General features: G+C 64.3%; 21 protein-coding genes. 7 read left to right on the plus strand and 14 right to left on the minus strand.

Features of this window, described 5'->3' with window-relative positions; translation table 11 throughout:
- Positions 1–35: 35 nt before the first annotated feature.
- Both dnaJ and dnaK read right to left on the minus strand, forming a co-directional pair.
- Positions 36–1,166 carry a molecular chaperone DnaJ gene (dnaJ, locus tag ABLE71_RS06975; RefSeq protein WP_348782621.1) on the minus strand — a complete coding sequence of 377 codons (1,131 nt, stop codon included), beginning with the start codon at positions 1,164–1,166 and terminating at the stop codon, positions 36–38.
- Between the two features lie 191 nt (positions 1,167–1,357).
- Positions 1,358–3,274, minus strand: a complete 1,917-nt coding sequence (gene dnaK, locus ABLE71_RS06980; RefSeq protein ID WP_348782622.1) for a molecular chaperone DnaK — start codon at positions 3,272–3,274, stop codon at positions 1,358–1,360.
- Between the two features lie 328 nt (positions 3,275–3,602).
- Between dnaK and ABLE71_RS06985 the strand changes: the two genes are divergently transcribed.
- From ABLE71_RS06985 to ABLE71_RS06995, 3 genes are read left to right on the plus strand one after another with little or no spacing between them, the layout of a single operon-like run.
- A complete protein-coding gene (locus tag ABLE71_RS06985) occupies positions 3,603–4,511 on the plus strand; it encodes an SMP-30/gluconolactonase/LRE family protein (RefSeq protein ID WP_348782623.1) in 909 nt (302 codons plus the stop codon).
- On the plus strand, positions 4,508–5,698 hold the full coding sequence (locus ABLE71_RS06990) for an alpha-hydroxy acid oxidase (RefSeq protein WP_348782624.1): 1,191 nt from the start codon (positions 4,508–4,510) through the stop codon (positions 5,696–5,698). The genes ABLE71_RS06985 and ABLE71_RS06990 overlap by 4 nt, the downstream gene beginning before the upstream one ends.
- A 21-nt stretch (positions 5,699–5,719) precedes the next feature.
- Entirely contained in the window at positions 5,720–6,409 is a 690-nt protein-coding gene (locus tag ABLE71_RS06995; RefSeq protein WP_348782625.1) for an RraA family protein, read from the plus strand.
- A gap of 53 nt (positions 6,410–6,462) precedes the next feature.
- Here ABLE71_RS06995 and ABLE71_RS07000 read toward each other — a convergent pair whose 3' ends face one another.
- The 4 genes from ABLE71_RS07000 to ABLE71_RS07015 form a co-directional block, all read right to left on the minus strand.
- Positions 6,463–6,759: a hypothetical protein gene (locus ABLE71_RS07000; RefSeq protein WP_348782626.1), complete on the minus strand. Its 297-nt coding sequence runs from the start codon at positions 6,757–6,759 to the stop codon at positions 6,463–6,465.
- Positions 6,760–6,940: 181 nt separating this feature from the next.
- On the minus strand, positions 6,941–7,621 hold the full coding sequence (locus ABLE71_RS07005; RefSeq protein ID WP_348782627.1) for a GNAT family N-acetyltransferase: 681 nt from the start codon (positions 7,619–7,621) through the stop codon (positions 6,941–6,943).
- On the minus strand, positions 7,618–8,103 hold the full coding sequence (locus ABLE71_RS07010) for a MarR family transcriptional regulator (RefSeq protein WP_348782628.1): 486 nt from the start codon (positions 8,101–8,103) through the stop codon (positions 7,618–7,620). The genes ABLE71_RS07005 and ABLE71_RS07010 overlap by 4 nt, the downstream gene beginning before the upstream one ends.
- A 214-nt stretch (positions 8,104–8,317) precedes the next feature.
- Positions 8,318–9,304 (minus strand): Gfo/Idh/MocA family oxidoreductase, encoded by a 987-nt coding sequence (locus ABLE71_RS07015; protein WP_348782629.1) that lies wholly within the window; start codon positions 9,302–9,304, stop codon positions 8,318–8,320.
- A 158-nt stretch (positions 9,305–9,462) separates the two neighbouring features.
- Here ABLE71_RS07015 and ABLE71_RS07020 point away from each other — a divergent pair, with 158 nt between their 5' ends.
- On the plus strand, positions 9,463–10,458 hold the full coding sequence (locus ABLE71_RS07020; RefSeq protein ID WP_348782630.1) for an aldo/keto reductase: 996 nt from the start codon (positions 9,463–9,465) through the stop codon (positions 10,456–10,458).
- A gap of 542 nt (positions 10,459–11,000) precedes the next feature.
- On the opposite strand, the gene pheT is transcribed toward ABLE71_RS07020, so the two are convergent.
- The 6 genes from pheT to ABLE71_RS07050 form a co-directional block, all read right to left on the minus strand.
- Positions 11,001–13,409 carry a phenylalanine--tRNA ligase subunit beta gene (pheT, locus tag ABLE71_RS07025; protein ID WP_348782631.1) on the minus strand — a complete coding sequence of 803 codons (2,409 nt, stop codon included), beginning with the start codon at positions 13,407–13,409 and terminating at the stop codon, positions 11,001–11,003.
- Positions 13,406–13,831 carry a GFA family protein gene (locus tag ABLE71_RS07030; protein ID WP_348782632.1) on the minus strand — a complete coding sequence of 142 codons (426 nt, stop codon included), beginning with the start codon at positions 13,829–13,831 and terminating at the stop codon, positions 13,406–13,408. The genes pheT and ABLE71_RS07030 overlap by 4 nt, the downstream gene beginning before the upstream one ends.
- The gene (pheS, locus tag ABLE71_RS07035; RefSeq protein WP_348782633.1) at positions 13,828–14,913 is read right to left on the minus strand and encodes a phenylalanine--tRNA ligase subunit alpha; all 1,086 of its coding nucleotides are present in this window, start codon (positions 14,911–14,913) and stop codon (positions 13,828–13,830) included. Before pheS ends, ABLE71_RS07030 begins: the two co-directional genes overlap by 4 nt.
- Positions 14,914–15,015: 102 nt before the next feature.
- The gene (rplT, locus tag ABLE71_RS07040) at positions 15,016–15,417 is read right to left on the minus strand and encodes a 50S ribosomal protein L20 (protein WP_348782634.1); all 402 of its coding nucleotides are present in this window, start codon (positions 15,415–15,417) and stop codon (positions 15,016–15,018) included.
- Positions 15,418–15,454: 37 nt separating this feature from the next.
- The gene (gene rpmI / locus ABLE71_RS07045; RefSeq protein WP_006201248.1) at positions 15,455–15,658 is read right to left on the minus strand and encodes a 50S ribosomal protein L35; all 204 of its coding nucleotides are present in this window, start codon (positions 15,656–15,658) and stop codon (positions 15,455–15,457) included.
- Between the two features lie 166 nt (positions 15,659–15,824).
- Positions 15,825–16,820: a lysylphosphatidylglycerol synthase domain-containing protein gene (locus tag ABLE71_RS07050; RefSeq protein WP_348782635.1), complete on the minus strand. Its 996-nt coding sequence runs from the start codon at positions 16,818–16,820 to the stop codon at positions 15,825–15,827.
- Between the two features lie 78 nt (positions 16,821–16,898).
- On the opposite strand from ABLE71_RS07050, the gene ABLE71_RS07055 reads away from it, so the two are divergent.
- Together ABLE71_RS07055 and ABLE71_RS07060 are read left to right on the plus strand one after the other, a co-directional pair.
- Positions 16,899–17,900, plus strand: a complete 1,002-nt coding sequence (locus tag ABLE71_RS07055; RefSeq protein ID WP_348782636.1) for a glycosyltransferase family 2 protein — start codon at positions 16,899–16,901, stop codon at positions 17,898–17,900.
- On the plus strand, positions 17,897–19,405 hold the full coding sequence (locus tag ABLE71_RS07060) for a glycosyltransferase family 39 protein (protein WP_348782637.1): 1,509 nt from the start codon (positions 17,897–17,899) through the stop codon (positions 19,403–19,405). Before ABLE71_RS07055 ends, ABLE71_RS07060 begins: the two co-directional genes overlap by 4 nt.
- 10 nt (positions 19,406–19,415) lie before the next feature.
- Here the strand turns inward: ABLE71_RS07060 and ABLE71_RS07065 are convergent, their stop codons facing one another.
- Together ABLE71_RS07065 and infC are read right to left on the minus strand one after the other, a co-directional pair.
- Positions 19,416–20,042, minus strand: a complete 627-nt coding sequence (locus ABLE71_RS07065) for an isoprenylcysteine carboxylmethyltransferase family protein (RefSeq protein WP_348782638.1) — start codon at positions 20,040–20,042, stop codon at positions 19,416–19,418.
- 20 nt (positions 20,043–20,062) lie between these two features.
- Positions 20,063–20,599, minus strand: a complete 537-nt coding sequence (gene infC, locus ABLE71_RS07070; RefSeq protein ID WP_348783684.1) for a translation initiation factor IF-3 — start codon at positions 20,597–20,599, stop codon at positions 20,063–20,065.
- A 220-nt stretch (positions 20,600–20,819) separates the two neighbouring features.
- On the opposite strand from infC, the gene ABLE71_RS07075 reads away from it, so the two are divergent.
- Complete coding sequence (locus tag ABLE71_RS07075; RefSeq protein WP_348782639.1) at positions 20,820–21,599, plus strand: alpha/beta hydrolase; 780 nt, start codon at positions 20,820–20,822, stop codon at positions 21,597–21,599.
- The last annotated feature ends 38 nt before the right edge of the window (positions 21,600–21,637 follow it).

The following is a 21,637-nucleotide window of genomic DNA, read 5'->3' on the forward strand; positions in this document are numbered from 1 at the left end:
GGAAGCAACCCGCCTGCTCCGGCTGCGGGCAGCGATCAGCTTTCGCCGAACGACTCGAAGAAGTCCTTCATGCGCGAGAAGAAGCCGCTCGACTGCGGCGAATTTTCCGTCGAGGAGAGCTTTTCGAATTCCTCCAGCAGTTCGCGCTGGCGCTTCGACAGGTTCTGCGGCGTCTCGACGGCCGTCTGGATGTAGAGATCGCCTATCTGCGGCTGGCGCAGCACGGGCATGCCTTTGCCCTTGAGGCGGAACTGGCGGCCGTTTTGCGTGCCTTCGGGCACCTTGACGCGCGTCTGGGTGCCGTCGAGCGTCGCCACTTCGAATTGTCCGCCAAGCGCGGCCGTCGTCATCGAGATCGGCACCTTGCAGTAGAGGTCGGCGCCGTCGCGCTGGAAGAATTCGTGCGGCTTGACCGCCAGGAAGATGTAGAGATCGCCCGAAGGTCCGCCGCGCAGCCCCGCCTCGCCCTCGTTGGCGAGCCTGATGCGCGTGCCGTCCTCGATGCCGGCCGGAATGTTGACCGACAGCGAACGCTCCTCGACGATGCGGCCCTGGCCGGAGCATTTCGGGCAGGGGTCGTTGATCGTCTGGCCCCGGCCCTGGCAGGTCGGGCAGGTTCGTTCGATCGAGAAGAAGCCTTGCGTGGCGCGCACCTTGCCATGGCCGCCGCACATCGTGCAGGTCACGGGCTGCGTGCCGGGCTTGGCGCCGCTGCCCGAGCAATCGCTGCAGGAGATGGATGCCGGGACCCTGATCTGCGCGGTCTTGCCAGTATAGGCTTCCTCCAGCGAGATCTCCATGTTGTAGCGCAGGTCCGCGCCGCGCTCGCGGCCGCCGGACGAGCGGCGGCGGCCGCCGCCCATCATGTCGCCGAAGATGTCCTCGAAGATGTCGGCGAAGCCACCCGCGCCGAAACCCTGGCCGCCGCCGTTCATGCCGCCATTCTCGAAGGCGGCGTGACCGAAACGGTCATAGGCGGCGCGCTTTTGCGGGTCCTTCAGCGTCTCGTAGGCTTCGTTGATTTCCTTGAACCTGTGCTCGCAGGAGTGATCGCCGGGGTTGCGATCCGGATGGAACTGCATGGCAAGCTTGCGGAACGCCGCCTTGAGCTGCTTCTCGTCGGCGCCCTTCTGCACGCCGAGCGTTTCGTAGAAATCAGCTTTCATCTTGCCCCGATGCCCGGACGTTCAATGCCTTGGCGCATTGTGTCATGCTATCCTGCGAATAACTGGCTTCCGATTTAGTTAGCCGATCTTCGCGACGCCAGAGTTCTGGTGCAACACAAGACATTTTTTGAGCTTCCTTGCAAAGAAGCCCGGCGCTGGCGCCGGGCCTCTCGCTTTGAGCTTGTAGGCGATCAGGCCGACTTCTTCTTGTCGTCGTCCTCGTCGATCTCCTCGAAGTCGGCGTCGACCACGTCCGAGTCCTTGGCCGCGTCCGCCTTGGCGTCGGCTTCCGCCGTTTCCTTCTGGCTTGCCTCGTACATCGCCTGGCCGAGCTTCATCGAGGCTTCGGCGAGCGTCTGCGTAGCGGCGTTGATCGCATCGGCGCCGTCGCCCTCGGCAGCGATCTTCAGCGCGGCGATGGCGTCGGCGATCGCGGCGCGGTCGGCCTCCGAGACCTTGTCGCCATATTCCTTCAGCGACTTTTCGCTCGAGTGCACGAGGCTCTCGGCCTGGTTGCGCGCCTCGACCAGCGCGCGGCGCTTCTTGTCGTTCTCGGCGTTGGCTTCGGCGTCCTTAACCATCTTTTCGATGTCGGCGTCCGAAAGGCCGCCCGACGCCTGGATGCGGATCTGGTGCTCCTTGCCGGTGCCCTTGTCCTTGGCCGAGACGTTGACGATGCCGTTGGCGTCGATGTCGAAGGTGACCTCGATCTGCGGCACGCCGCGCGGGGCCGGCGGAATGCCGACCAGGTCGAACTGGCCGAGCGCCTTGTTGTCGGCGGCCATTTCGCGCTCACCCTGGAAGACGCGGATGGTCACGGCAGACTGGCTGTCCTCGGCGGTGGAGAACACCTGGCTCTTCTTGGTCGGGATCGTGGTGTTGCGTTCGATCAGGCGCGTGAACACGCCGCCAAGCGTCTCGATGCCGAGCGACAGCGGCGTCACGTCGAGCAGCAGCACGTCCTTGACGTCACCCTGCAGCACGCCGGCCTGGATCGCCGCGCCCAGCGCAACCACCTCGTCGGGGTTGACGCCCTTGTGCGGCTCCTTGCCGAAGAACTGCTTCACGATCTCCTGGATCTTGGGCATGCGGGTCATGCCGCCGACCAGGACCACTTCGTCGATCTCGCCGGCCTTGAGGCCCGCATCCTTGAGCGCGGCCTTCACCGGCTCGACCGTGCGCTGCACGAGGTCGTCGACAAGCTGCTCGAACTTGGCGCGCGTCAGCTTCATCGTCAGGTGCTTCGGGCCGGTCTGGTCGGCGGTGATGAAGGGCAGGTTGATCTCGGTCTGGGCGCTCGACGACAGCTCGATCTTCGCCTTCTCGGCGGCTTCCTTCAGCCGCTGCAGGGCAAGCTTGTCGTTCTTCAGGTCGATGCCCTGTTCCTTCTTGAACTCGGCCGCCAGATACTCGACCAGGCGCATGTCGAAATCCTCGCCGCCGAGGAACGTGTCGCCGTTGGTCGACTTCACCTCGAACACGCCGTCGCCGATCTCCAGCACCGAGATATCGAAAGTGCCGCCGCCAAGGTCGTAGACGGCGATCGTCTTGCCGTCCTTCTTGTCGAGGCCGTAGGCGAGGGCGGCAGCGGTCGGCTCGTTGATGATGCGCAGCACTTCAAGGCCGGCGATCTTGCCGGCGTCCTTTGTGGCCTGGCGCTGGGCGTCGTTGAAATAGGCCGGAACGGTTATGACCGCCTTCTCGACCTTCTCGCCGAGATAGGCTTCCGCCGTCTCCTTCATCTTCTGCAGGATCATCGCCGAGATCTGCGAGGGCGACTGCTTCTTGCCGCCGGCCTCGACCCAGGCGTCGCCATTGTCGCCCTTGACGATCTTGTAGGGGACGAGCTTCTTGTCCTTCTCGGTGACCGGATCGTCATAGCGGCGGCCGATCAGGCGCTTGACCGCGAAGATGGTATTTTCGGGATTGGTGACCGCCTGGCGCTTTGCCGGCTGGCCTACCAGACGTTCGTCGCCGTCCGTGAACGCGACGATGGAAGGGGTCGTGCGCGCGCCCTCCGCATTCTCGATGACCTTGGGCTCCTTGCCATCCATGATGGCGATGCAGGAATTGGTGGTGCCGAGGTCGATGCCGATTACTTTAGCCATTTTTCCGATCTCTCCTTCAAGCAGGCCGTCAGGACCCAATGAGGCGTTCCGGGGACGACCCCTGTTCACTGGAAATTCCGCCAAAGCTCAAGCGTTGCGGCCGGCTCTCGCGGTTGCGGCGTATATAAGAAGAGCATTTCGGGCACGCAAGCGGCGCGTAGGAAGTTCCCACCGGTGAAGGCCTCCTCGAAATCTCTGAAACGCCATACGTTTGCTCATATTATCCAAGGACGCCTGCATTGCGCCTTGACGATCCGGTATCCTGCTGGAACATCAGCGGCTTGGAAGCGCCGCGGCCACCGGATGTCTTCCGCTCTGGGAGGAGTGCATGTCGGAAGTGTCCATGACGGCTGTCGAGACAGTCGCGACGGGACTTGGCTGGCCGGAAGGTCCGACCGTCCTGCCCGACGGCCGCATCGTGCTTGTCGAAAGCTACCGTAGCCAGCTGACGGCAATCGACGCAAAAGGCAAGGCGAACCGTTTCGCCTATGTCGCCGGGGCGCCCAATTCCTGCGTGCTCGGTTCCGATGGCGCGCTCTATGTGTGCCAGAACGGCGGCACAACCGGCCCGTGGCGCGCCTCGGAGATGACGACGCCATCGATCCAGCGCGTGGTTGAGGGCGGTAAGGCTGAGATTATCCTGACGGAGGTCGATGGGATCAAGCTGAACGGTCCCAATGACCTGGTCTTCGCCGCTGACGGCAGACTGATCTTCACCGATCCCGGCACGTATAATCCCAAGGCTCCCGATCCGAGCTACATCTTTGCGCTGCTTCCGGACGGCAGCGCGAAAGTTGTGGTGCATTTCAAGACGCCGACCTTTCCAAATGGCCTTGGGGTCGAGGCCGACGGATCGATTGTCTGGGCTGAATCCTATACAGGGCGCGTCTGCCGTCAGCGGCCGGACGGCCGCCGCGACGATCTCGGCAAGTTGCCCGGCGACAATCCAATCCCGGACGGGATGAAGGTTGGTGCCGATGGCCGCCTCTATGTCACCGACATTTTTGCCGGAGGCATCCATGTCCTGAACCCGGACGGAACGCCTGACGGTTTCATCCGCTGCGGGAAAGCCACCACCAACTGCGTCTTCGACGGCGAGACGCTGTGGATCACCAATGCCGGCGTGCTCGCCGATGGCAGCGACCCGTCCTTCGACGGTACGCTTTGCCGTACGCGAATTCCCCGAGGCGGCCGGCCGACCTATCATGGCCGCATTGCCGGCAGTCGCAACGCGTGAGCCGGCCAGTCGTCCGATCCGGGTCGGCGGGCTCGGCGGCTTTTTTCAGCCGCCTTTACAGCATTGCCAAGGTCCGCGACGAGGCGAAGCGCGTTCTGCCGCTGCCGGTGTTCGATTTCGGCGACGGCGGCGCCGAAGACGAGCGAACGCTGCGCCGCAACGAACAGGCTTTCGACGATGTCGCGCTGCTGCCGCGGCCGCTCAACGGGGCTGTAGACCGCGATCTCTCGGTGACGCTGTTCGGCAGGAAGCTCTCCATGCCGCTGGGCATCGGGCCGACCGGGTTATCGGGCCTGTTCTGGCCGGATGGAGAATGTGCATCCGCCCGCGCCGCAAGTGATGCCGGCGTGCCCTATGTCGCCAGTCACGGCTCCGTTTGCACGCTGGAAGACATTGCCGCCGTGTCGGCAGGGCCTCGCTGGATGCAGATATTCGTCTATACCGACCGAGGCTTTACGCGCGAAATGATCGAGCGTGCTGCCGCGGCGAAATACGACGCGCTGGTCCTCACCATCGACAACCAGTTGCTGGGCAATCGCGAGCGCGACATTCGCAATGGATTCTCTATTCCGCCTCGCTTCGGCGTCGCCGGCGCACTCCAGGCCGCGACCAAGGCGCGATGGTTGCTCCGCATGCGAACGACATTGCCCAGGATCACCTTCGCCAACTATCTGAAAACCGGAGAAAAAGCGGAACTGGCGGCGATTGCCGCCCGGATGGGCAGCTTGCTCGACCCGAGCATGTCCTGGGCCGAGGTAGACTGGATACGTTCCTTCTGGAAAGGGCCGATGCTCCTCAAAGGCGTCCTCCACCCAGCGGAGGCGAAGGAGGCCGTCGCGCGTGGAATTGACGGCATGATTGTTTCGAACCATGGCGGACGCCAGCTCGATGGCGCCGCGGCGTCGCTTGACGCATTGCCGGCTGTCGTCGATGCGGTAGGCAAGCGGATCCCGGTCCTTATCGATGGAGGCATCCGGCGCGGCGCCGACATGGCCAAGGCGCTGGCGCTTGGCGCATCGTTCTGCCTCATTGGCAGGCCGCAACTCTGGGGTCTGGCAGTCGGCGGCGAAGCCGGCGTTCGCCACGTGCTTGAACTTTACCGCAAGGAAATCGACCGCGTTATGGGCCTGATGGGTGCAAGGACTGTCGCGGATATCGGACCCGACTGTATCCTGCGCCTGAGATAGCGCGCGAAAGAAAGGCGAGACATGATCACGGACCCGCCCATCCTCACCATCCGGCGAAATTTCGAACGACCGCCCGCCCGTCTGGTCGAGGGATTTCGTGGCGTGCCGACCGGTTATCTCGTCGATGCCATGCGTGGACGCGGATGTCTCGACCATTCCATCAAGCCGCTGCTGCCCGAGAAGGCGACCATCCTCGGCGTCGCGCTGACCTGCCATGCCGGTCCCGCCGACAACCTCGCCGTCTTCGGAGCGTTGGAGGTCGCCATCAAAGGCGACGTTATTGTCGCCTGCACCGACGCCTTCATGAGGACCTCCGTCACCGGCGACCTGCTGCTCGGCATGGCCAAAAATCTCGGCGTCACCGGCTTCGTCACCGACGGGCTGGTGCGGGATTTGACCGGGCTCGAAGCTGTCGGCATGCCTATCTACTGTGCTGGCCTGACCGCCAATTCGCCAACGCGCAACGGCCCCGGGACTGTTGGTATGCCGATCGTCATCGGCGACGTCACGATAAATCCCGGCGACATTCTGGTCGGTGACCGCGACGGCGTCGTTGTGGTGCCGCGGATCGAAGCCGAGGCGGTGCTCGAGCGCCTGGACGGCATCAAGGCGGCGGAGCATGCGCTGGAAGCAAAGGTCCAGGCCGGTCTCGGCGTGCCGGACTTCATTCGCACCGTTCTGGATTCGAACCGTACAACTTATGTCGATTGAGAAATCGGCCCACCAGATGTACCGATGGGCCGATCGTCTTGCGGCCGACTGGCCTAGTTCGTGAGACGCAGCGGCGGCGGCGGCGGAGCCGGCTGTTCGGTCGTGAAATTGCCCGTACCCGTCGAGGCAGAGCCTTTCTTGGCGGCCCGCTTCTGCTTCAGGCAGCCATTGCCGAAGGTGCCCCACCAGGCGACCGGGTTGTTCTTGCCGCATCGCCAGGACAGGCCTGCGACTTCGTAGGAGCCGTCGGCGGCCTCGACCAAGGGACTGGCGGGATCGCTCGCATGGGCGACGGCCGAAACCAAGCCGAATGCGAGCGATGCGGAAAGGATCAGTGCATGTTTCATCATCTTCGGTACTCCCTTTCGTTGGTTGGGGAGCGCGACCGGATGTAAGCTTGTTTGCGGGCCGCGCTCGGTTGCTGACCCTTTTCGGTCGTGCAGCGAACCCGAATGGTTCACGCGGCTTCAGGGAAAATTCGTCCGAACCGCGCCTGCGCCTGCGCCTTTTATGCGGCGGGTTCGGCAGCGGCTACGCCTGCCGCTCGATCGCAGCGACATTCATGCGCGTCCGCAGCTTGAAGCCGATGGATTCGTAAAGCCTGATCGCGACGCTGTTGGTCGCATAGGTGTGCAGGAACGGCTGCTCGCCCTTGGCGTAGATTTTCCCCGCCGCAAAAAGCGTCATCAGCCGGCCGAGCCCCTTGCCCTGAAAATCCGGATGCGTCGCGACGCCGCTGAGTTCGGTCAACCCGTCCAGCTTCAACCGCTCGCCGGCCATGGCGATCAGCCTGCCGCTCTCCCTGACGCCCCAGAAATCGCCGAGCGCCTGCGCCTTCATGGTGAAGGGGCCGGGCCTGGTCAGCGTCGCGAGTTCCAGCATGTCGGCCGCGTCGGCTTCGCCGAGCGGGACTATCCGGTCGTCTTCAATGACGGGCATGTGCCGCTCGGCAATCATCTGCACGCCGAACGACGTCATCGTCTGTGTGAAGCCGGGCGGCAGGACGAATTCGTCGGCCTGCAGGAAGATCAGCGTCTCGCCGGGCGAAGCGATTGCCGCCAACGCGGCAAGGCTTTCCGGGCCTTCGTCCCGGCTGCTCGCGAAAGGATGGATCGACGGCGCGTAGCGTTTGGCCAGATGGCCGCCCAGCGCAAGCGAGGCATGCCTGGTGTTCAGCGCATTCCAGACCGGACGGTCGAGTATGTGTCTCATAGCGTCACCTTTCCAGCGCGGCGATCGAGCGGAGCGGCGGCAAGTCCGTCCTCGATCGCCGCCAGCTGGTCGAGCAGCGGGCCGTCGAGATTGCCGCAAAGGTCGGCGACGGCCGACCTTATGCGCGGCCACACGTCGCTCTTGGCGGCCGCGACCAGCCGCTTCCCTTCCCTGGAGAGGGAAACGATCCTGCGACGCTGGTCATCGGGCGCCGCCTTGGCCTCCAGCATGCCGAGCTCGACGAGTTGCGCGACGGTGCGCGTGGCGCCTGGCTGGGTGATGCCGACCGCCTCGGCCAATTCGCCGACGGTGAGCGGTCCCAGCCGGTCGACCGCGGCCAGGAACGGGTACTGGCTCGCCTGAAGCGGTGCGCCAAGTTCGTCCATGATCCTCTGCGTGTCGGCCTGCAGCCTTTCGCCGAGGCGCTTTATGCGCGTGCCGAGCGTCAGGAATCCGAAGGAACGAACCACATCCTCGACCATCGACCATCTCCAACTACATTACTAGTTATATAACATTGAATGTATTTGTCGAGAGGCCTTGGTGGGGAGGGACGTCAGGAGCTACGGATGGGACGGCGCCGGCGCCTGCAAGCCGGATCTGCCGGCGTTGGAACAGCCGCCTGGTCGCCCGTCGACGCGAAGGCGCAATCCGGGACGTTCAGGGCCGGCCGACCGCCCCGATGAGGCTGGTCCGTCAGACCTTCTCCCAGCCACCGCTGTCGCCGGCGCGGAAGATCGCGTCGATGACCCTCTGGTTCTTCACCGAATTCTCCAGCGTGAAGACGGGATCTGCGGAACCCTTGGCGGCGCGGGCGAAGGCCTCGACCTGCAGCCGGTATTGCGACGCGCCGGGGAAGCGGAACACCGTCGCCTCGGTGTGGTTCTGGTTGTGCAACTCGACCCGATGATGGTCGTAGAGCCCGGCGTTGAAGGGCGCATGCACCTCGATGAAGCCCTTGTCGCCGTGGAACACCATCAGCTGGCGGGCAGCCATCTGGGTCGACAGATAGAATGACAGCTCGAAATCGCCGAAATCGGCGCGGATCGAGGAATAGTTGTCCGTCTTGAACTTCTTGTCGCGCTCGACCGTCGCCATCACGCGCTTCGGCTCCTTGCCGGTAACGAAGCGCGTCGAGACGGTCGGATAGACGCCAATGTCAGGTAGCGCGCCGCCGCCGAGCGACAGCACATTGCGCATGTTCTTGGGATCGACGTTGTAGTAGGTGAACGCGCCCTGCACATAGCGCAGCGTGCCGATCGCGCCGGACGCGACGAGGTCGCGCACCTTGATCCACTGCGGGTGGTAGACCACCATGAAGGCTTCGCAGACCAGCACCTTCTTCTTGTCGCGCGCCTTGATGACCCTGGCGATGTCCTTGGCGTTCAGCGCCAATGGCTTCTCGACCAGGACGTGCTTGCCGGCGAGCGCCGCCTTCTCGGCCCATTCGATATGCTGCGACGTCGGCAGCGGAATGTAAACGCCATCGATCGTATCGGACGCCAGCATCGCCTCGTAGGAGCCGAAGGCCTGCCTCGCGCCGAACCGTTCGGCGAGCGCTTTCGCCTTCTTCAGGTCGCGGCTGGCGATCCCGGCAAGGACACCGTTCTCAGCGTCGACGATCGCGGGAATAAGCTGCTCGCGCCCGATCTTGGCCGTCGACAAAACACCCCAGCGAAACATGGACTTCTCCCTCGTTACCTTGTGCGGACTGTCACGGGCTTTTCGCGCAGGCGCGCAGCTTTGCCCGAAATACCTGGCGATGCCAAGTTGTGGCTCCATGCAAAAGACCTGTGCGCGGCCGATCGTCGGTCCTACATTGGTGCTTCAAGGAGATCGCAATGAAACACCGAAAACTCGGCGCCGAGCTCAGCGTCTTCCCGGTCGGCCTCGGCTGCATGGGCATGAGCGACGGCTATGGCGGCCAGGACGAGGCCGATGCGATCCGCACGCTTCACCGCGCGGTCGAACTCGGCGTCACGCTGTTCGACACGGCGGAGGTCTACGGCCCCTTCACCAACGAGGTGCTGGTCGGCAAGGCGCTCAAGCCGATGCGCGACAAGGTGAAGATCGCCACCAAATTCGGCTTCAACATCGTCGAGACCCTGGAAGGGCCCAAGCAGCAGCCGGGGCTGAACAGCCGGCACGAACATGTCCGCGCCGTCGCCGAAGCCTCGCTGCAGCGCATGGGGCTGGACGTGATCGACCTATATTACCAGCACCGGGTCGACCCGGACGTGCCGATCGAGGATACCGTGGGCGCGATGGCGGAACTGGTGCGCGAGGGCAAGGTGCGCGCGCTCGGGCTTTCGGAGGCCGGCGTAGCAACCATCCGCCGGGCGCATGCGGTGCATCCGATCGCCGCCGTGCAGAGCGAATATTCGCTGTGGACGCGCGACCCCGAAAACGGCGTGCTCGATGTCTGCCGCGAACTCGGCATCGGCTTCGTGCCGTTCAGCCCGCTCGGCCGCGGCTTCCTCGCCGGAGCGATCAAGTCTACGGATCAGCTCGGCGCGGATGATTTCCGCCGCAGCCTGCCGCGCTTCAACGAGGACAACATCAGGCGCAATCTGGCTGTCGTGGCCAAGCTGGAGAAGCTCGCGGCCGACAAGGGCAACACGTCAGCGCAGCTCGCGCTCGCCTGGGTGCTAGCCCAGGGAGATTTCATCGTGCCCATCCCCGGCTCGCGCAAGATCGCCAACCTGGAAGCGAATGTCGAAGCCGCTTCAATCGTGCTCAGCGACGCCGAACTCGCCGAGATCGGCGCGCTGGTGACGCCGGACCAGATCGCCGGCAAGCGCTATGCCGACGAGGCGATGGCGCAGACCAACAGATAGTCCGGTTTCATTGCGTGTCCGCCGGACGCTTGGTAGATCGATGCGGGCAGGACGAGCCTATTGCGGACTATTTCGAAGCGACGATCTCGCACGGACCGATCGAGCGCAACTTATACTTCGCAACGGCGCTTTTGCAGCTCTTCAAAGCACCCGCTTCGGCGGACTTCTGCGACCCGACATTGAAGGTCGCGCCGCAAAAGAAATACTCCCCGCCAATTCGCGTGGAAGCGTAGGCCGAATGGCCGGAGGCTGCGACATAGTCCTTGTAGACCTTACCACAGCCTCCCGACGAGTTCGGCGGGATCACCATCCGGCGCTTTTTGTCGCCTACCTTCCCAGCGAGAGATTCCGCGGGGGCCGCGTTTGAGGCCGCAAGCGATATGGCGGCGCAAAGCGCAGCCGCAAAAATAGCCCTCATTTTCATTGTACCCCCGATCCCCTTGGGATTGCCAGTCGCCAAAATTATCTACTGATCGTGGATAGTAGAGTCCAGTCTATCTTCGTTTGAAGACTTTCCACCAGTGTTATACTTGAGGTCACTTTTACCCCCTGAGCACGCCGCCCGTCTGCTTCTTCACGTTCTCGACGATGCGGCCGGCCAGCGCCTCGAAATCCTCGTCGGTGAGGGTCTTCTCGACCGGCTGGATCGAGACCTCGATGGCGATCGACTTCTTGCCCTCGCCTATCGAGGGTCCCTCGAAGAGGTCGAAGACCGAGACCCCTGATATCAGCTTCTTGTCGGCCGCGAGTGCTGCGCGGGTCAGCGCGCCCGCCTCTACCGCCTTGTCGACCACGAAGGCGAAGTCACGTTTGACCATCTGGAACGCCGACAGGTCGAGCCTGGGCTTGGTGCGCGTCGGCTTGGCTTTCGGCTCCGGCACGGCATCGACAAACACCTCAAAACCGCAGAGCGGACCCGACACGTCGAGCGTTTCCAGCGTCTTCGGGTGGAACTCGCCGAAATGCCCAAGCACCGTCTTGGGCCCAAGCTTGATCACGCCCGAGCGCCCCGGATGAAACCAGGCCGGGCCGCCGGCCTCGATCTGCAGCCGGTCGACGGGCGCGCCGCATGCTTCGAGTGCGGCGATCGCATCTGCCTTGGCGTCGAACACGCCGACCGCCTGCGTATTGCCGGCCCAGTGGCGGCCCGAACCGTCGAGCCTTGCAGTCCCTCGCCGGAGACCCGCCGCGACGCGGCGCTGCTTTTCCGGCGCGTCGCCCTCATAGGTTCCCGACACTTCGAACAAAGCAACGTCGCCGAAACCCTTGTCGGCGTTGCGCTGCGCGGCCGCGATCAGGCCGGGCAGCAGCGAGGGCCGCATGTCGGACATATCAGCCGCGATCGGGTTGGCGAGCTTGAGTTCCTCTTGCCCGCCGCCGAACAGCTCAGCGTGCTTTGCCGGGATGAACGACCAGGTGACCGCCTCCATCATTCCGCGCACGGCGAGCGCGCGCTTCGCCGCGCGGGTGCGGATTTGCAGCACCGTCAGGATTTTGGCGTTGACCGCGCCGAGGCTGGCGAGCGGCTGCGGCTCGATCTTGTCGACGCCATGGATGCGCATGACCTCTTCCACGAGGTCGGCCTTGCCCTCGACGTCCGGCCGCCAGGACGGCACGGTAACGTCGACCACGTCGCCACTGCCCTTCGGCATGAGACCGAGCCGTTTCAATATGTCGAGGCTCTCGGCCTTCGGCACCTCGATGCCGGTCAGCCGCTTCACTTCGGACAACGGGAAGGCGACGGTTTTGGGTGTATGGCCAGCATAGCCGACCAGCTCGGTCTCGCTCGCCTCGCCGCCGCAGAAATCGAGCACCATCCTGGTCGCCAGCTGGACGCCCGGCACCATGAACTCAGGATCGACGCCGCGCTCAAAACGGTAGCGCGCGTCGGTGATGATGCCGAGTTCGCGGCCGGTGCGGGCGATGTTGAGCGGCTCCCACAGCGCCGACTCGATCAGCACGTCGCTCGTCGCCTCGTCGCAGCCCGAATGTTCGCCGCCCATGATGCCGGCGACGGATTCCACGCCGTTATCGTCGGCAATGACGCACATCTCGGGCGTCAGCCCGTATTCGCGTCCGTCGAGCGCAAGCACCTTTTCGCCGTCTTTGGCGCGGCGCACGACGAGATTGCCGGCGACTTTCTTCGCATCGAAGACGTGCAGGGGACGGCCGCGGTCGAAGGTGATGTAGTTGGTGATGTCGACCAGCGCGTTGATGGGGCGCAGGCCGATGGCGATCAGCCGCTGCTGCAGCCATTTCGGCGAGGGGCCGTTCTTGACGCCACGCACCAGCCGCAGGGCGAAGCCTGGGCAGAGCTCCGGTGCCTCGATCTTCACCTTCACCGGGCATTCGCCCTTGCCAGGAACCGGGGCAACAGAACCGTCCTTCAGCCTGCCCAGCCCGGAAGCGGCCAGGTCACGCGCGATGCCGAAGATGCCGGTCGCGTCCGGCCGGTTCGGGGTCAGGCCGATCTCGATCACCGGATCGTCGAGCTTCGCATAGGCCGCGTAGCTCGTGCCGACCGGTGCATCGGCAGGCAGCTCGATGATGCCGTCGTGCTCGTCCGACAGTTCCAGCTCGCGCTCCGAGCACATCATGCCAAAACTCTCGACGCCGCGTATCTTGCCGACCGACAGCGTCACGTCGATGCCGGGCACATAGGCGCCTGGCGCAGCGAAGGCGCCGACCAGGCCCGCGCGCGCGTTGGGCGCTCCGCATACGACCTGGACGGGCGGCTTTCCATCGCCTGTATCCACCGTCAGCACGCGCAACCGGTCGGCATCTGGATGCTGCACGGCAGTCAGCACCTTGGCGATGACGAATGGTTTCAGGCCGGCCTTGTCGTCGACATGCTCGACCTCGAGACCGATCGAGGTCAGCCGCTCGACGATCTCGGCAAGCGTCGCTTCGGTCTCGAGGTGGTCCTTGAGCCAGGAAAGGGTAAGCTTCATGATCTTGTCCCGTCAGGTCTCGGCACGCTGGTCCCGACATGACGCGGCAGCCCGTCCGGCATGTGCAGGTAGGGCAGTTGCTCGCGCACATAGGCGTGTAGCGTCGGCTTGTAGTTCTGCGGCGCGTCCATCGCACCGAGCATGAAATAGATCGTCTCGCCGATGCGCTCGTCGGCATAGGCGATGGGCGAGCCGCAGACACCGCAGAAGCTGCGCGTCACGGGCCCGTTGTCGAAGCTCCTCAGCGTCTCGCCGGTGATCGCCACCTCATCCGCCATGAAACCGACGAACGCCGACACCGGCGCGCCGGTCGCCTTGCGGCAGTCGCCGCAATGGCAATAGCTCACGTGGTTCGGTGCGGCCGAGGCCTCGAACCGCACCGCGCCGCAGCGGCATCCGCCAGTGTGGAGCGTTGTGGTCACGCGCTCAGCCCTCCGAACAGCGTCGGCATGTCGAGCGGGCGAAAACCGTAATGCTGGAGCCAGCGCACATCCGCGTCGAAGAAGGCGCGGAGATCCGGCATGCCGTATTTCAGCATGGCGATGCGGTCGATGCCCATGCCCCAGGCAAAACCCTGGTACTCGTCCGGATCGAGCCCGCCGAAGCGCAGCACGTTGGGATGCACCATGCCGCAGCCCAGGATCTCCATCCAGTCGTTGCCCTCGCCGAAGCGCACCTCGCCCGGCCGCGAACGGTCGCACTGGATGTCGACTTCCAGGCTCGGCTCGGTGAACGGGAAGAAGCTCGGCCGGAACCGCATTTTTAGCTGTGGCACTTCGAAGAACGCCTTGCAGAACTCCTCCAGCACCCAGCGCATGTTGGCGACATTCGCGCTTCTGTCGATCACCAGCCCCTCGAGCTGGTGGAACATCGGCGTGTGCGTGGCGTCCGAATCCATCCGATAGGTTTTTCCGGGAATGACGATGCGGATCGGCGGCTTCTGCGCCTCCATGGTGCGTATCTGCACCGGCGAGGTGTGGGTGCGCAGCAGCTTCGGCTGATGGCCGTCGACGCCGTTCAGGAAAAACGTGTCGTGCATCTCGCGCGCCGGGTGTCCCTCCGGGAAATTCAGCGCGGTGAAATTATAGTGGTCCGTCTCGATGTCAGGCCCTTCGGCGATCGAAAAACCCATGTCGCCGAAGATCGCCGCGATCTCATCGGTGACTTGGCTGATCGGGTGGATGCGTCCGCGCTCCGCAGGCGACTGGCGCACCGGCAAGGTGACGTCGACCTTCTCGGCCACGAGCCGCGCCGAGATCGCCACATCCTTCAACTCGGCCTTGCGCGCCGAGAGCGCCTCGGTGATGCGGTTCTTCAGCCCGTTGATGACGGGGCCTTTGGTCTGCCGCTCCTCCGGCGTCATCGCGCCAAGCGTCTTCAAAAGCTCCGACACCGAGCCCTTCTTGCCGAGCGCGGCGACGCGAACCGCCTCGATCGCCTGCTCGTCGGGCGCGGCTGCGATCTCGGCCATCAGGGAATTTTCGAGAGTTTCCATGTCGCTCATGTTCCGGTCCCGAGGGGCTATGCGGGCATAAGAAAAACCCGCGCCAGCCGTGCCAGCGCGGGTTTCCCAAATCAGAATTTATCGTGCTTGGGAAGGCGCTGGTTAGGCAACAGCGCTTTCAAAAGCGTTCGGGGTGGTGTCCTTCAGATATTCGAGCGCGGTCTTGGCCTTGGCCACGAGCGCGGCGAAAGCCTGCGGCTCGTGGATCGCCATGTCCGACAGCACCTTGCGGTCGATTTCGATGCCGGCCTTGTTCAGCCCGTCTATGAACCGCCCATAGGTCAGGCCGTGCTCGCGCACGGCCGCGTTGATGCGCTGGACCCAGAGTGCGCGGAAGTTGCGCTTGCGGTTCTTGCGGTCGCGATAGGCGTATTGCAGCGACTTCTCGACCGCCTGCTTGGCGATGCGGATGGTGTTCTTGCGGCGGCCGTAGAAGCCCTTGGCGGCGTCCAGGACCTTCTTGTGCTTGGCGTGGGCGGTGACGCCTCTCTTTACGCGTGCCATGTCATGATCTCCTTAAAACTGTTCCAGAGCCGGGCGCTTAGAGGCCGTTCGGCAGAAAATTCTTGATGACCTTCTTGCCGTCCGGTTCAGCCAGAACCATCGTGCCGCGGGCATTTCGAATGAACTTGTTGGAACGCTTGATCATGCCGTGACGCTTGCCGGCCGCGGCCGACAGGACTTTACCCGTACCTGTGATCTTGAACCGCTTCTTGGCGGCCGATTTGGTCTTCATCTTGGGCATTTTGCTACTCCTTGCCGGGGCCGTAACGCCCCTGTTGTTGTTTTCCTGGCCGACCAAAGCCTGGAACGCATGAAAAACCGCCTCGGCATGCCCTGCCGGACGGTTATGGACGCGGGCTCATAGCAGCGAGCGAGCGAAAGCGCAACCGGGAAGCCGCAATCCCAGCTCAATCCCCGGGCGCGTGGCGATTTCCCCTGTACCGGCTCCCGGCGCGCGCCAGGAGCGGAAGAAGAAGCGAGATGCCGGTGCCGACCAGCGCGGAGACGAGGGCCAGCAGATGGGTATTGATGCTCGCCTTGGCGAGCATGGCGAGCGACGCGGCATCCTTGTCCGCTCCGAAGGCGGCGGCGCCGGCAACGATGCCGGCGGGATAAGTGCCCACGCCGGCCGGCGCATGCACCGGCAACACGGAGGAGAGTTCCCCGCCCAGCGCCCCGCCCAGGCAGGCGGCGACCGGGCCGACGCCCATCAGCCCCAGCACCCAGGCGAGCGCCGCCACCTTCACGCCCCAGTTGAGCACGGTGAGCAGCCAGGCGCGCACGAACGCGGCAAGGTCGCGCGGTATGCCGTCGTCGATCTCGTCGATGAGCTTCGAAAACCGCTGCGGCAGCCTCTCGCGCGCCGCCGCCAAGACCGGATCGCGAAATGGGACGACGGCGAGCGGCGATACCAGGAAGGCAAGCCAGGTCCCGCACGCCCAGGCGCTGAACCCCGCTCCGGCGACCAGGCCTACTCCCGCGGCGGCCAGCAGTGCGTGCAGGTCGAGCAGCCTCAGCACGAGCAGCGCCGACGTCCCGTGCGCCAGAGGCACGCCGAATTCCGAGCGCATCAGCAGCGGAAAGCTGGTCTCGCCGGTCCTCAGCGGCAGCACGATGTTGAGGATGTTGTGAACCTGGGTGACGCGGAACAACCACAGGAACCGGCCGGCGGTCTCGCGCGGAAAATAGTCCCTGATGCGATGGGCGCGCACGAAATAGGTGGCGACCAGCAGCGCGAGGGCGAGCAGGATCTTGGGCAGACCCACCTCCCGCCACGCCGCGAGAATGGAGGTCCAGCCCCACATCCACTGGACGAAGACGGCATAGACCAGGATCAGCAATGTGGCGAGCAGTGCGATCCGGTGCCGCGCCGCCCAGTTCCTCTCGGTTGCGCGCCGGGTCATTGCGCCGCTCGCGATTGTCTAAAGCGGCCCGCTGCTGTAACAGGGCCGCCCAAAGCCGGACTTTCCGGAGAGATTGGTATGCTGCAGTCCCAACCCTTCCCGCTGCTTGCCGACGAGGCGGACGGCGAAATCGAGCTTTCTGTCCTCGTTCCGGTCCGCAACGAGGAAGAAAGCATCGCGCCGCTCGTCGAACGTATCTGCGGCGCGCTCAAGGATTTCGGCAAGGCGTGGGAGCTGATCATCGTCGATGATGGCTCGACGGACGCGACACTTGTCAATGCGCGCAAGGAATTTGCCCGCGAAGGGCTCGATCTCAGGATCATCGAACTGCAGCGCAATTTCGGCCAGGCGGCCGCCCTCCAGGCCGGCATCGACGCGGCGCGGGGCCGGCTTCTGGCGACGTTGGATGGCGACCTACAGAACGATCCCTACGACATTCCCAGGATGATCGCCATGCTGGAAGAGCGACAGCTCGACCTGCTCTGCGGCTGGCGCAAGGATCGCCAGGACGGCCTGGTGCTGCGGCTCATTCCTTCGTGGCTCGCCAATGTGCTGATCCGCAAGGTCACCGGCGTCAGGGTCCACGACTATGGCTGCGGGCTCAAGATCTACCGCACCGGCATCCTGAAGCAGGTCAGGATCATGGGCGGCATGCACCGCTTCATCCCGGCGCTGATCGCCAGCGTCGTGCCGACCTCGCGCATCGACGAGATGGCGGTGAGCCACCATGCGCGGCAGTTCGGCCTGTCCAAATACGGCATATCGCGAACGTTCCGTGTCGTTCTCGACCTGCTCTCCGTCGTGTTCTTCATGAGTTTCAGGCACCGGCCGGGTCACTTCTTCGGCGTCATCGGCCTGACCTTCGGGGCGGTCAGCGCGCTGCTCTTCCTCTACCTCTTTATTGTGAAGTTCGTTCTCGGCGAGGACATCGGCACGCGTCCCATGCTGATCGTCGCCGTGATGCTCTTCGTGGCGGCCGCGCAGATGATCACCACCGGCATTCTCGCCGAGATTCTCGCCAGGCCCGATGGCGAGAACAGGCACTATTTCGTCCGCAATACCTACGCGCGCGGCAAATGATCGACTGGCTGGCCCGACGACGGTACGCGGTCTACCTGCTGCTTGCGGCCTATTTCACCGTCAACGTGATTTTGCGTCTCGCCGGGCCGGCCTCGCTCGAACTCGACGAGGGCCAGCAGCTCTTTTTCGCGCAATGGCTGGCCGTCGGCTACGATTCGCAGCCGCCGTTCTACAATTGGCTGCAATACTGGGTCGTCCAGCTTTTCGGCGATACGGTGCTGGCGGTTTCGCTGCTCAAGAACCTGATGTTGTTCCTGAGCTACCTGCTGTTCGGACTGGCGGCAAATCTCGTCATCCGTGACAAGGTGCTCGCGGTCATCGCGACGCTCGGCCTGATCACCGTTCCCCAGGTCGGCTACGAGGCGCAGCGCGATCTCACCCATACGGTCGGCGTGCTTTTCGCAGCCTGCATGTTCGCCTACTTCTTCGTCCGGACCCTGCTGCGGCCGACCGCACTGAACTATGCCCTGACTGGAGTCGCGATCGCGCTCGGCGTGCTGTCGAAATACAATTTCGTCGTGCTTCCCGTCATCGCCGCGCTTGCCCTGCTGCCGGACCGGCAATGGCGCGCCCGGCTGTACGACGTCCGCGTCCTCCTCATGATCGCCGTCAGTGCGGCCATCGTCGCGCCGCATGCGCTGTGGTTTCTGGACCATGTCGACGAGGCGACGGGCCGCACCGTGCTCAAGCTCACAGTAGGCGCGGACGGAGGCAGGCTCGATCAGATCGGCAAGGGTTTCCTGTCGCTCGCCGGTGCGATCGCGGCCTTCGCGTTGCCCACCTTGCTGGCCTTCTTGGTCGCCTTCGGATCGGCGCTCCTCCGCTCATGGAAGGCGCAAAGCCAGTGGACCCGCCTGATCGGGTGCATGTTCGCGATGTCCTTCGTCGTCCTGGCTTCGCTGGTGGTGTTTGGCGGGGCCAGCAACGTCAAGGATCGCTGGCTGGTGCCGCTGCTTGTCCTGCTGCCGATCTATCTGGGCGCCAAGCTGGAAGCGTCCGGCGAAACGTTCGCCGGCGCTTCCCGCCGGTTCGGCGCCATCGTCGTCGCCATCATGGTTCTGGTGCCGCTCGTGCTCTTGACGCGGCCTTTCGTCATGGGCGCCATGGGAGCCTACGGCAAGCAGAACGTGCCCTACGGTCCCGCGGTCGCCGAGATCTTGGCCGCCGGCAAGGACGGGCCATCGGTCATCCTGGCGGCGGACCAACAGCTTGCCGGCAATTTCCGGCTGCATGCCCCCCACATTCCGGTTGTCATCCCCGGCTACGGTCCCTTGAGCAAACCGTTCGCTTTCGATGCAACCCACCCGGTGCTGGCCGTATGGCGCAGAAACGGCAAGGCCATGCCAAAGCTGAGCGCGGGAATGCGGGCGTGGCTCGACGGGAATGCCGGTTTGGCCGGCAGGGAATTGGACGTCCGCGATGCCGCCCTGCCCTATCACTACGGCCGGGCCGGCGACGTCTACCATTTCAGCCACGCCTGGGTTTATCCGCCTCCGGGCGGATAGACCCACCCATTCAGGGAATCCTGAACAGCACCGGCAGCGCGCCGGAAAGCTGCGCTGCGTCGATGATCTCGAAGAGCGGCATAGCCACCAGGAAGACCAGCCCGTCGAGCAGCGTCACCAGGAGCAGGTTCGGCTTGAAGCCTGCGGCATCGCCCTCGCGATAAAGCGACGGCTTGGGAAAGAACCGAGGCACCCTGGCCATGTAGGCGCCGTAGTCGGCGCCGAGATTGGCCGACAGGTATTTCTCTTCGCGCAGGATGACCACGTGGAAAGCCGCGGCGCAGGCGACGCCGAAGCCGAGCGCGGCCGTGATCGAGCCCATCTGCGCGCCGACGCCGACCGCTGCGATCGACGAAAAGACGTAGAGAGGATTGCGTGTGATGGAATAGGGGCCGTCCGCAACGACCAGGGCGGATTTGCGCCCGCCGATATAGAGGGTCGACCAGAGGCGTCCCGCAATGCCGATCACGATCAGCACTATGCCCGTCATCTCGATCGCCTCGTGGGTGACGGTATCGGGCGGAAAGACCGATTGGCCAAACAGCAGTACGACGACGACCAGCGCCAGCAGCGCAGCCAGCGTCAACCGGCGCAGCCGCTGATAAGACCTTAGTTCGGCGCCTGAGTTGTCAGCCATCGTCCCGGGGTGCCGCGCGCTTAGCGCGGCGCCAGCACCATCATCATCTGCCGGCCTTCGAGCTTCGGCTCCGCCTCGACCTTGGCGATCGTCGCGGTTTCCTCACGGACCTTGTTCAGGAGTTCCATGCCTAGCTCCATATGGGCCATCTCGCGGCCGCGGAAGCGCAGCGTCAGCTTGACCTTGTCGCCCTCCTCGAAAAACCGCCGCACGGCCTTCATCTTGGTCTCGTAATCGTGCGTGTCGATGTTCGGGCGCATCTTGATCTCCTTGATCTCGATGACCTTCTGGTTCTTGCGCGCCTCGGCCGCCTTCTTCTGGTTGGCGTATTTCAGCTTGCCCAGATCGAGGATCTTGGCGACGGGCGGATTTGCGTTCGGGGAAATCTCCACCAGGTCCAGTCCGGCTTCTTCGGCAAGGAGCAGCGCTTCGTTTATGGAAACCTCACCGAGATTTCCGCCGTCTGCGCCGATCAGCTGAACGCGTGGGACCCGGATGTCGGTGTTGGAGCGGGGGCCGTCTTTGGTGGGTGCGGTGGCCTTGAATGGTCTGCGAATGGTAGTCGTCTCCTCGAGCTGTTAGCGGTAGGGGTTTCTGCGCGCCTCGCCTATGTCGTTGCGGGGCAACACAAGTCAATAGCACGGTGGGAAGAATAAATCACCAGATTCCGGACCCGCTCGGGCATCTGCCCGACGTATTGCCGCCGGGCCACTTTCCGCCCCGGTCCGCCTGTGCGAGAACCTCGTCGAAAGCCTCTCCTTCAAGCCGGGACGACACATGGCCGCGCCGGAATTCCTCGATGTCGATGGCACGCCGATTGCCTTCAGGCGCATCGCGGGCGGCTCGCCCGGCGTGGTCTGGCTCGGCGGCTACCGCTCGGACATGCTCGGCACCAAGGCCGAGACGCTGGCCGCATGGGCCGGGCGTACCGGCCGCTCGTTCCTGCGCCACGACTATTCCGGCCATGGCGAATCCGGCGGTGCCTTCGTGGACGGCACCATCTCGACATGGCTCGGCGAAAGCCTCGCCGTCTTCCGCCGCTTTACCGATGGCCCCCAGGTGCTCGTAGGCTCGTCGATGGGGGCCTGGATCGCGCTGCGTATGGCCCAGGAGCTGCGCAGGGCGGGCGAGGGCGGGCGCGTCGCCGGCATGGTGCTGCTCGCGCCGGCGCCCGACTTCACCAGCGAGCTGATGGAGCCGTCGCTCACCAAGCGCCAAAAGCGGGATCTGCAGGAGAAAGGCTATTTCGAGGAAAAGTCCGAATATTCGCCCGAGCCCAACATCTACACCCGCGCTCTGATCGAGGACGGACGGCGCAACCGCGTCATGACCGGGCCGATCGACACGCACTGCCCCGTCCATATCCTGCAGGGCTTGGCCGATCCCGACGTGCCGCATACGCATGCGCTGAAGCTCGTCAGCCTGCTGCCCGCCGACGACATGACGCTGTCGCTCATCCCCGAGGGCGACCACCGCCTGTCGCGGCCGCGGGACCTCGAACTGCTCGTCCGCGCCGTTGAGGGCGTCATCGCCCAGGCCGAAGCCGCCGGTTCCTGAACTCAACCCCCCGACCCTTGGCCCAGCGCAAGGCGACT

This window comes from Mesorhizobium sp. KR9-304, assembly GCF_040049215.1.
Classification (GTDB): Bacteria; Pseudomonadota; Alphaproteobacteria; order Rhizobiales; family Rhizobiaceae; genus Mesorhizobium_K.

Bases quoted from the DNA above. Each gene is read 5' to 3' on its own strand.
- ABLE71_RS07010 (WP_348782628.1), bottom strand. From the start codon at position 8,103: ATGGTCGAGGATGTGGTTCGTTCCTTCGGATTCCTGACGCTCGGCACG.
- pheT (WP_348782631.1), bottom strand. From the start codon at position 13,409: ATGAAGCTTACCCTTTCCTGGCTCAAGGACCACCTCGAGACCGAAGCG.
- ABLE71_RS07055 (WP_348782636.1), top strand. From the start codon at position 16,899: ATGCTGCAGTCCCAACCCTTCCCGCTGCTTGCCGACGAGGCGGACGGC.
- ABLE71_RS07065 (WP_348782638.1), bottom strand. From the start codon at position 20,042: ATGGCTGACAACTCAGGCGCCGAACTAAGGTCTTATCAGCGGCTGCGC.
- ABLE71_RS07050 (WP_348782635.1), bottom strand. From the start codon at position 16,820: ATGACCCGGCGCGCAACCGAGAGGAACTGGGCGGCGCGGCACCGGATC.
- ABLE71_RS06985 (WP_348782623.1), top strand. From the start codon at position 3,603: ATGTCGGAAGTGTCCATGACGGCTGTCGAGACAGTCGCGACGGGACTT.
- ABLE71_RS07015 (WP_348782629.1), bottom strand. From the start codon at position 9,304: ATGTTTCGCTGGGGTGTTTTGTCGACGGCCAAGATCGGGCGCGAGCAG.
- ABLE71_RS07005 (WP_348782627.1), bottom strand. From the start codon at position 7,621: ATGAGACACATACTCGACCGTCCGGTCTGGAATGCGCTGAACACCAGG.
- rpmI (WP_006201248.1), bottom strand. From the start codon at position 15,658: ATGCCCAAGATGAAGACCAAATCGGCCGCCAAGAAGCGGTTCAAGATC.
- pheS (WP_348782633.1), bottom strand. From the start codon at position 14,913: ATGAGCGACATGGAAACTCTCGAAAATTCCCTGATGGCCGAGATCGCA.
- ABLE71_RS07000 (WP_348782626.1), bottom strand. From the start codon at position 6,759: ATGATGAAACATGCACTGATCCTTTCCGCATCGCTCGCATTCGGCTTG.
- ABLE71_RS07075 (WP_348782639.1), top strand. From the start codon at position 20,820: ATGGCCGCGCCGGAATTCCTCGATGTCGATGGCACGCCGATTGCCTTC.
- ABLE71_RS06995 (WP_348782625.1), top strand. From the start codon at position 5,720: ATGATCACGGACCCGCCCATCCTCACCATCCGGCGAAATTTCGAACGA.
- rplT (WP_348782634.1), bottom strand. From the start codon at position 15,417: ATGGCACGCGTAAAGAGAGGCGTCACCGCCCACGCCAAGCACAAGAAG.
- ABLE71_RS07020 (WP_348782630.1), top strand. From the start codon at position 9,463: ATGAAACACCGAAAACTCGGCGCCGAGCTCAGCGTCTTCCCGGTCGGC.
- ABLE71_RS07060 (WP_348782637.1), top strand. From the start codon at position 17,897: ATGATCGACTGGCTGGCCCGACGACGGTACGCGGTCTACCTGCTGCTT.
- dnaK (WP_348782622.1), bottom strand. From the start codon at position 3,274: ATGGCTAAAGTAATCGGCATCGACCTCGGCACCACCAATTCCTGCATC.
- dnaJ (WP_348782621.1), bottom strand. From the start codon at position 1,166: ATGAAAGCTGATTTCTACGAAACGCTCGGCGTGCAGAAGGGCGCCGAC.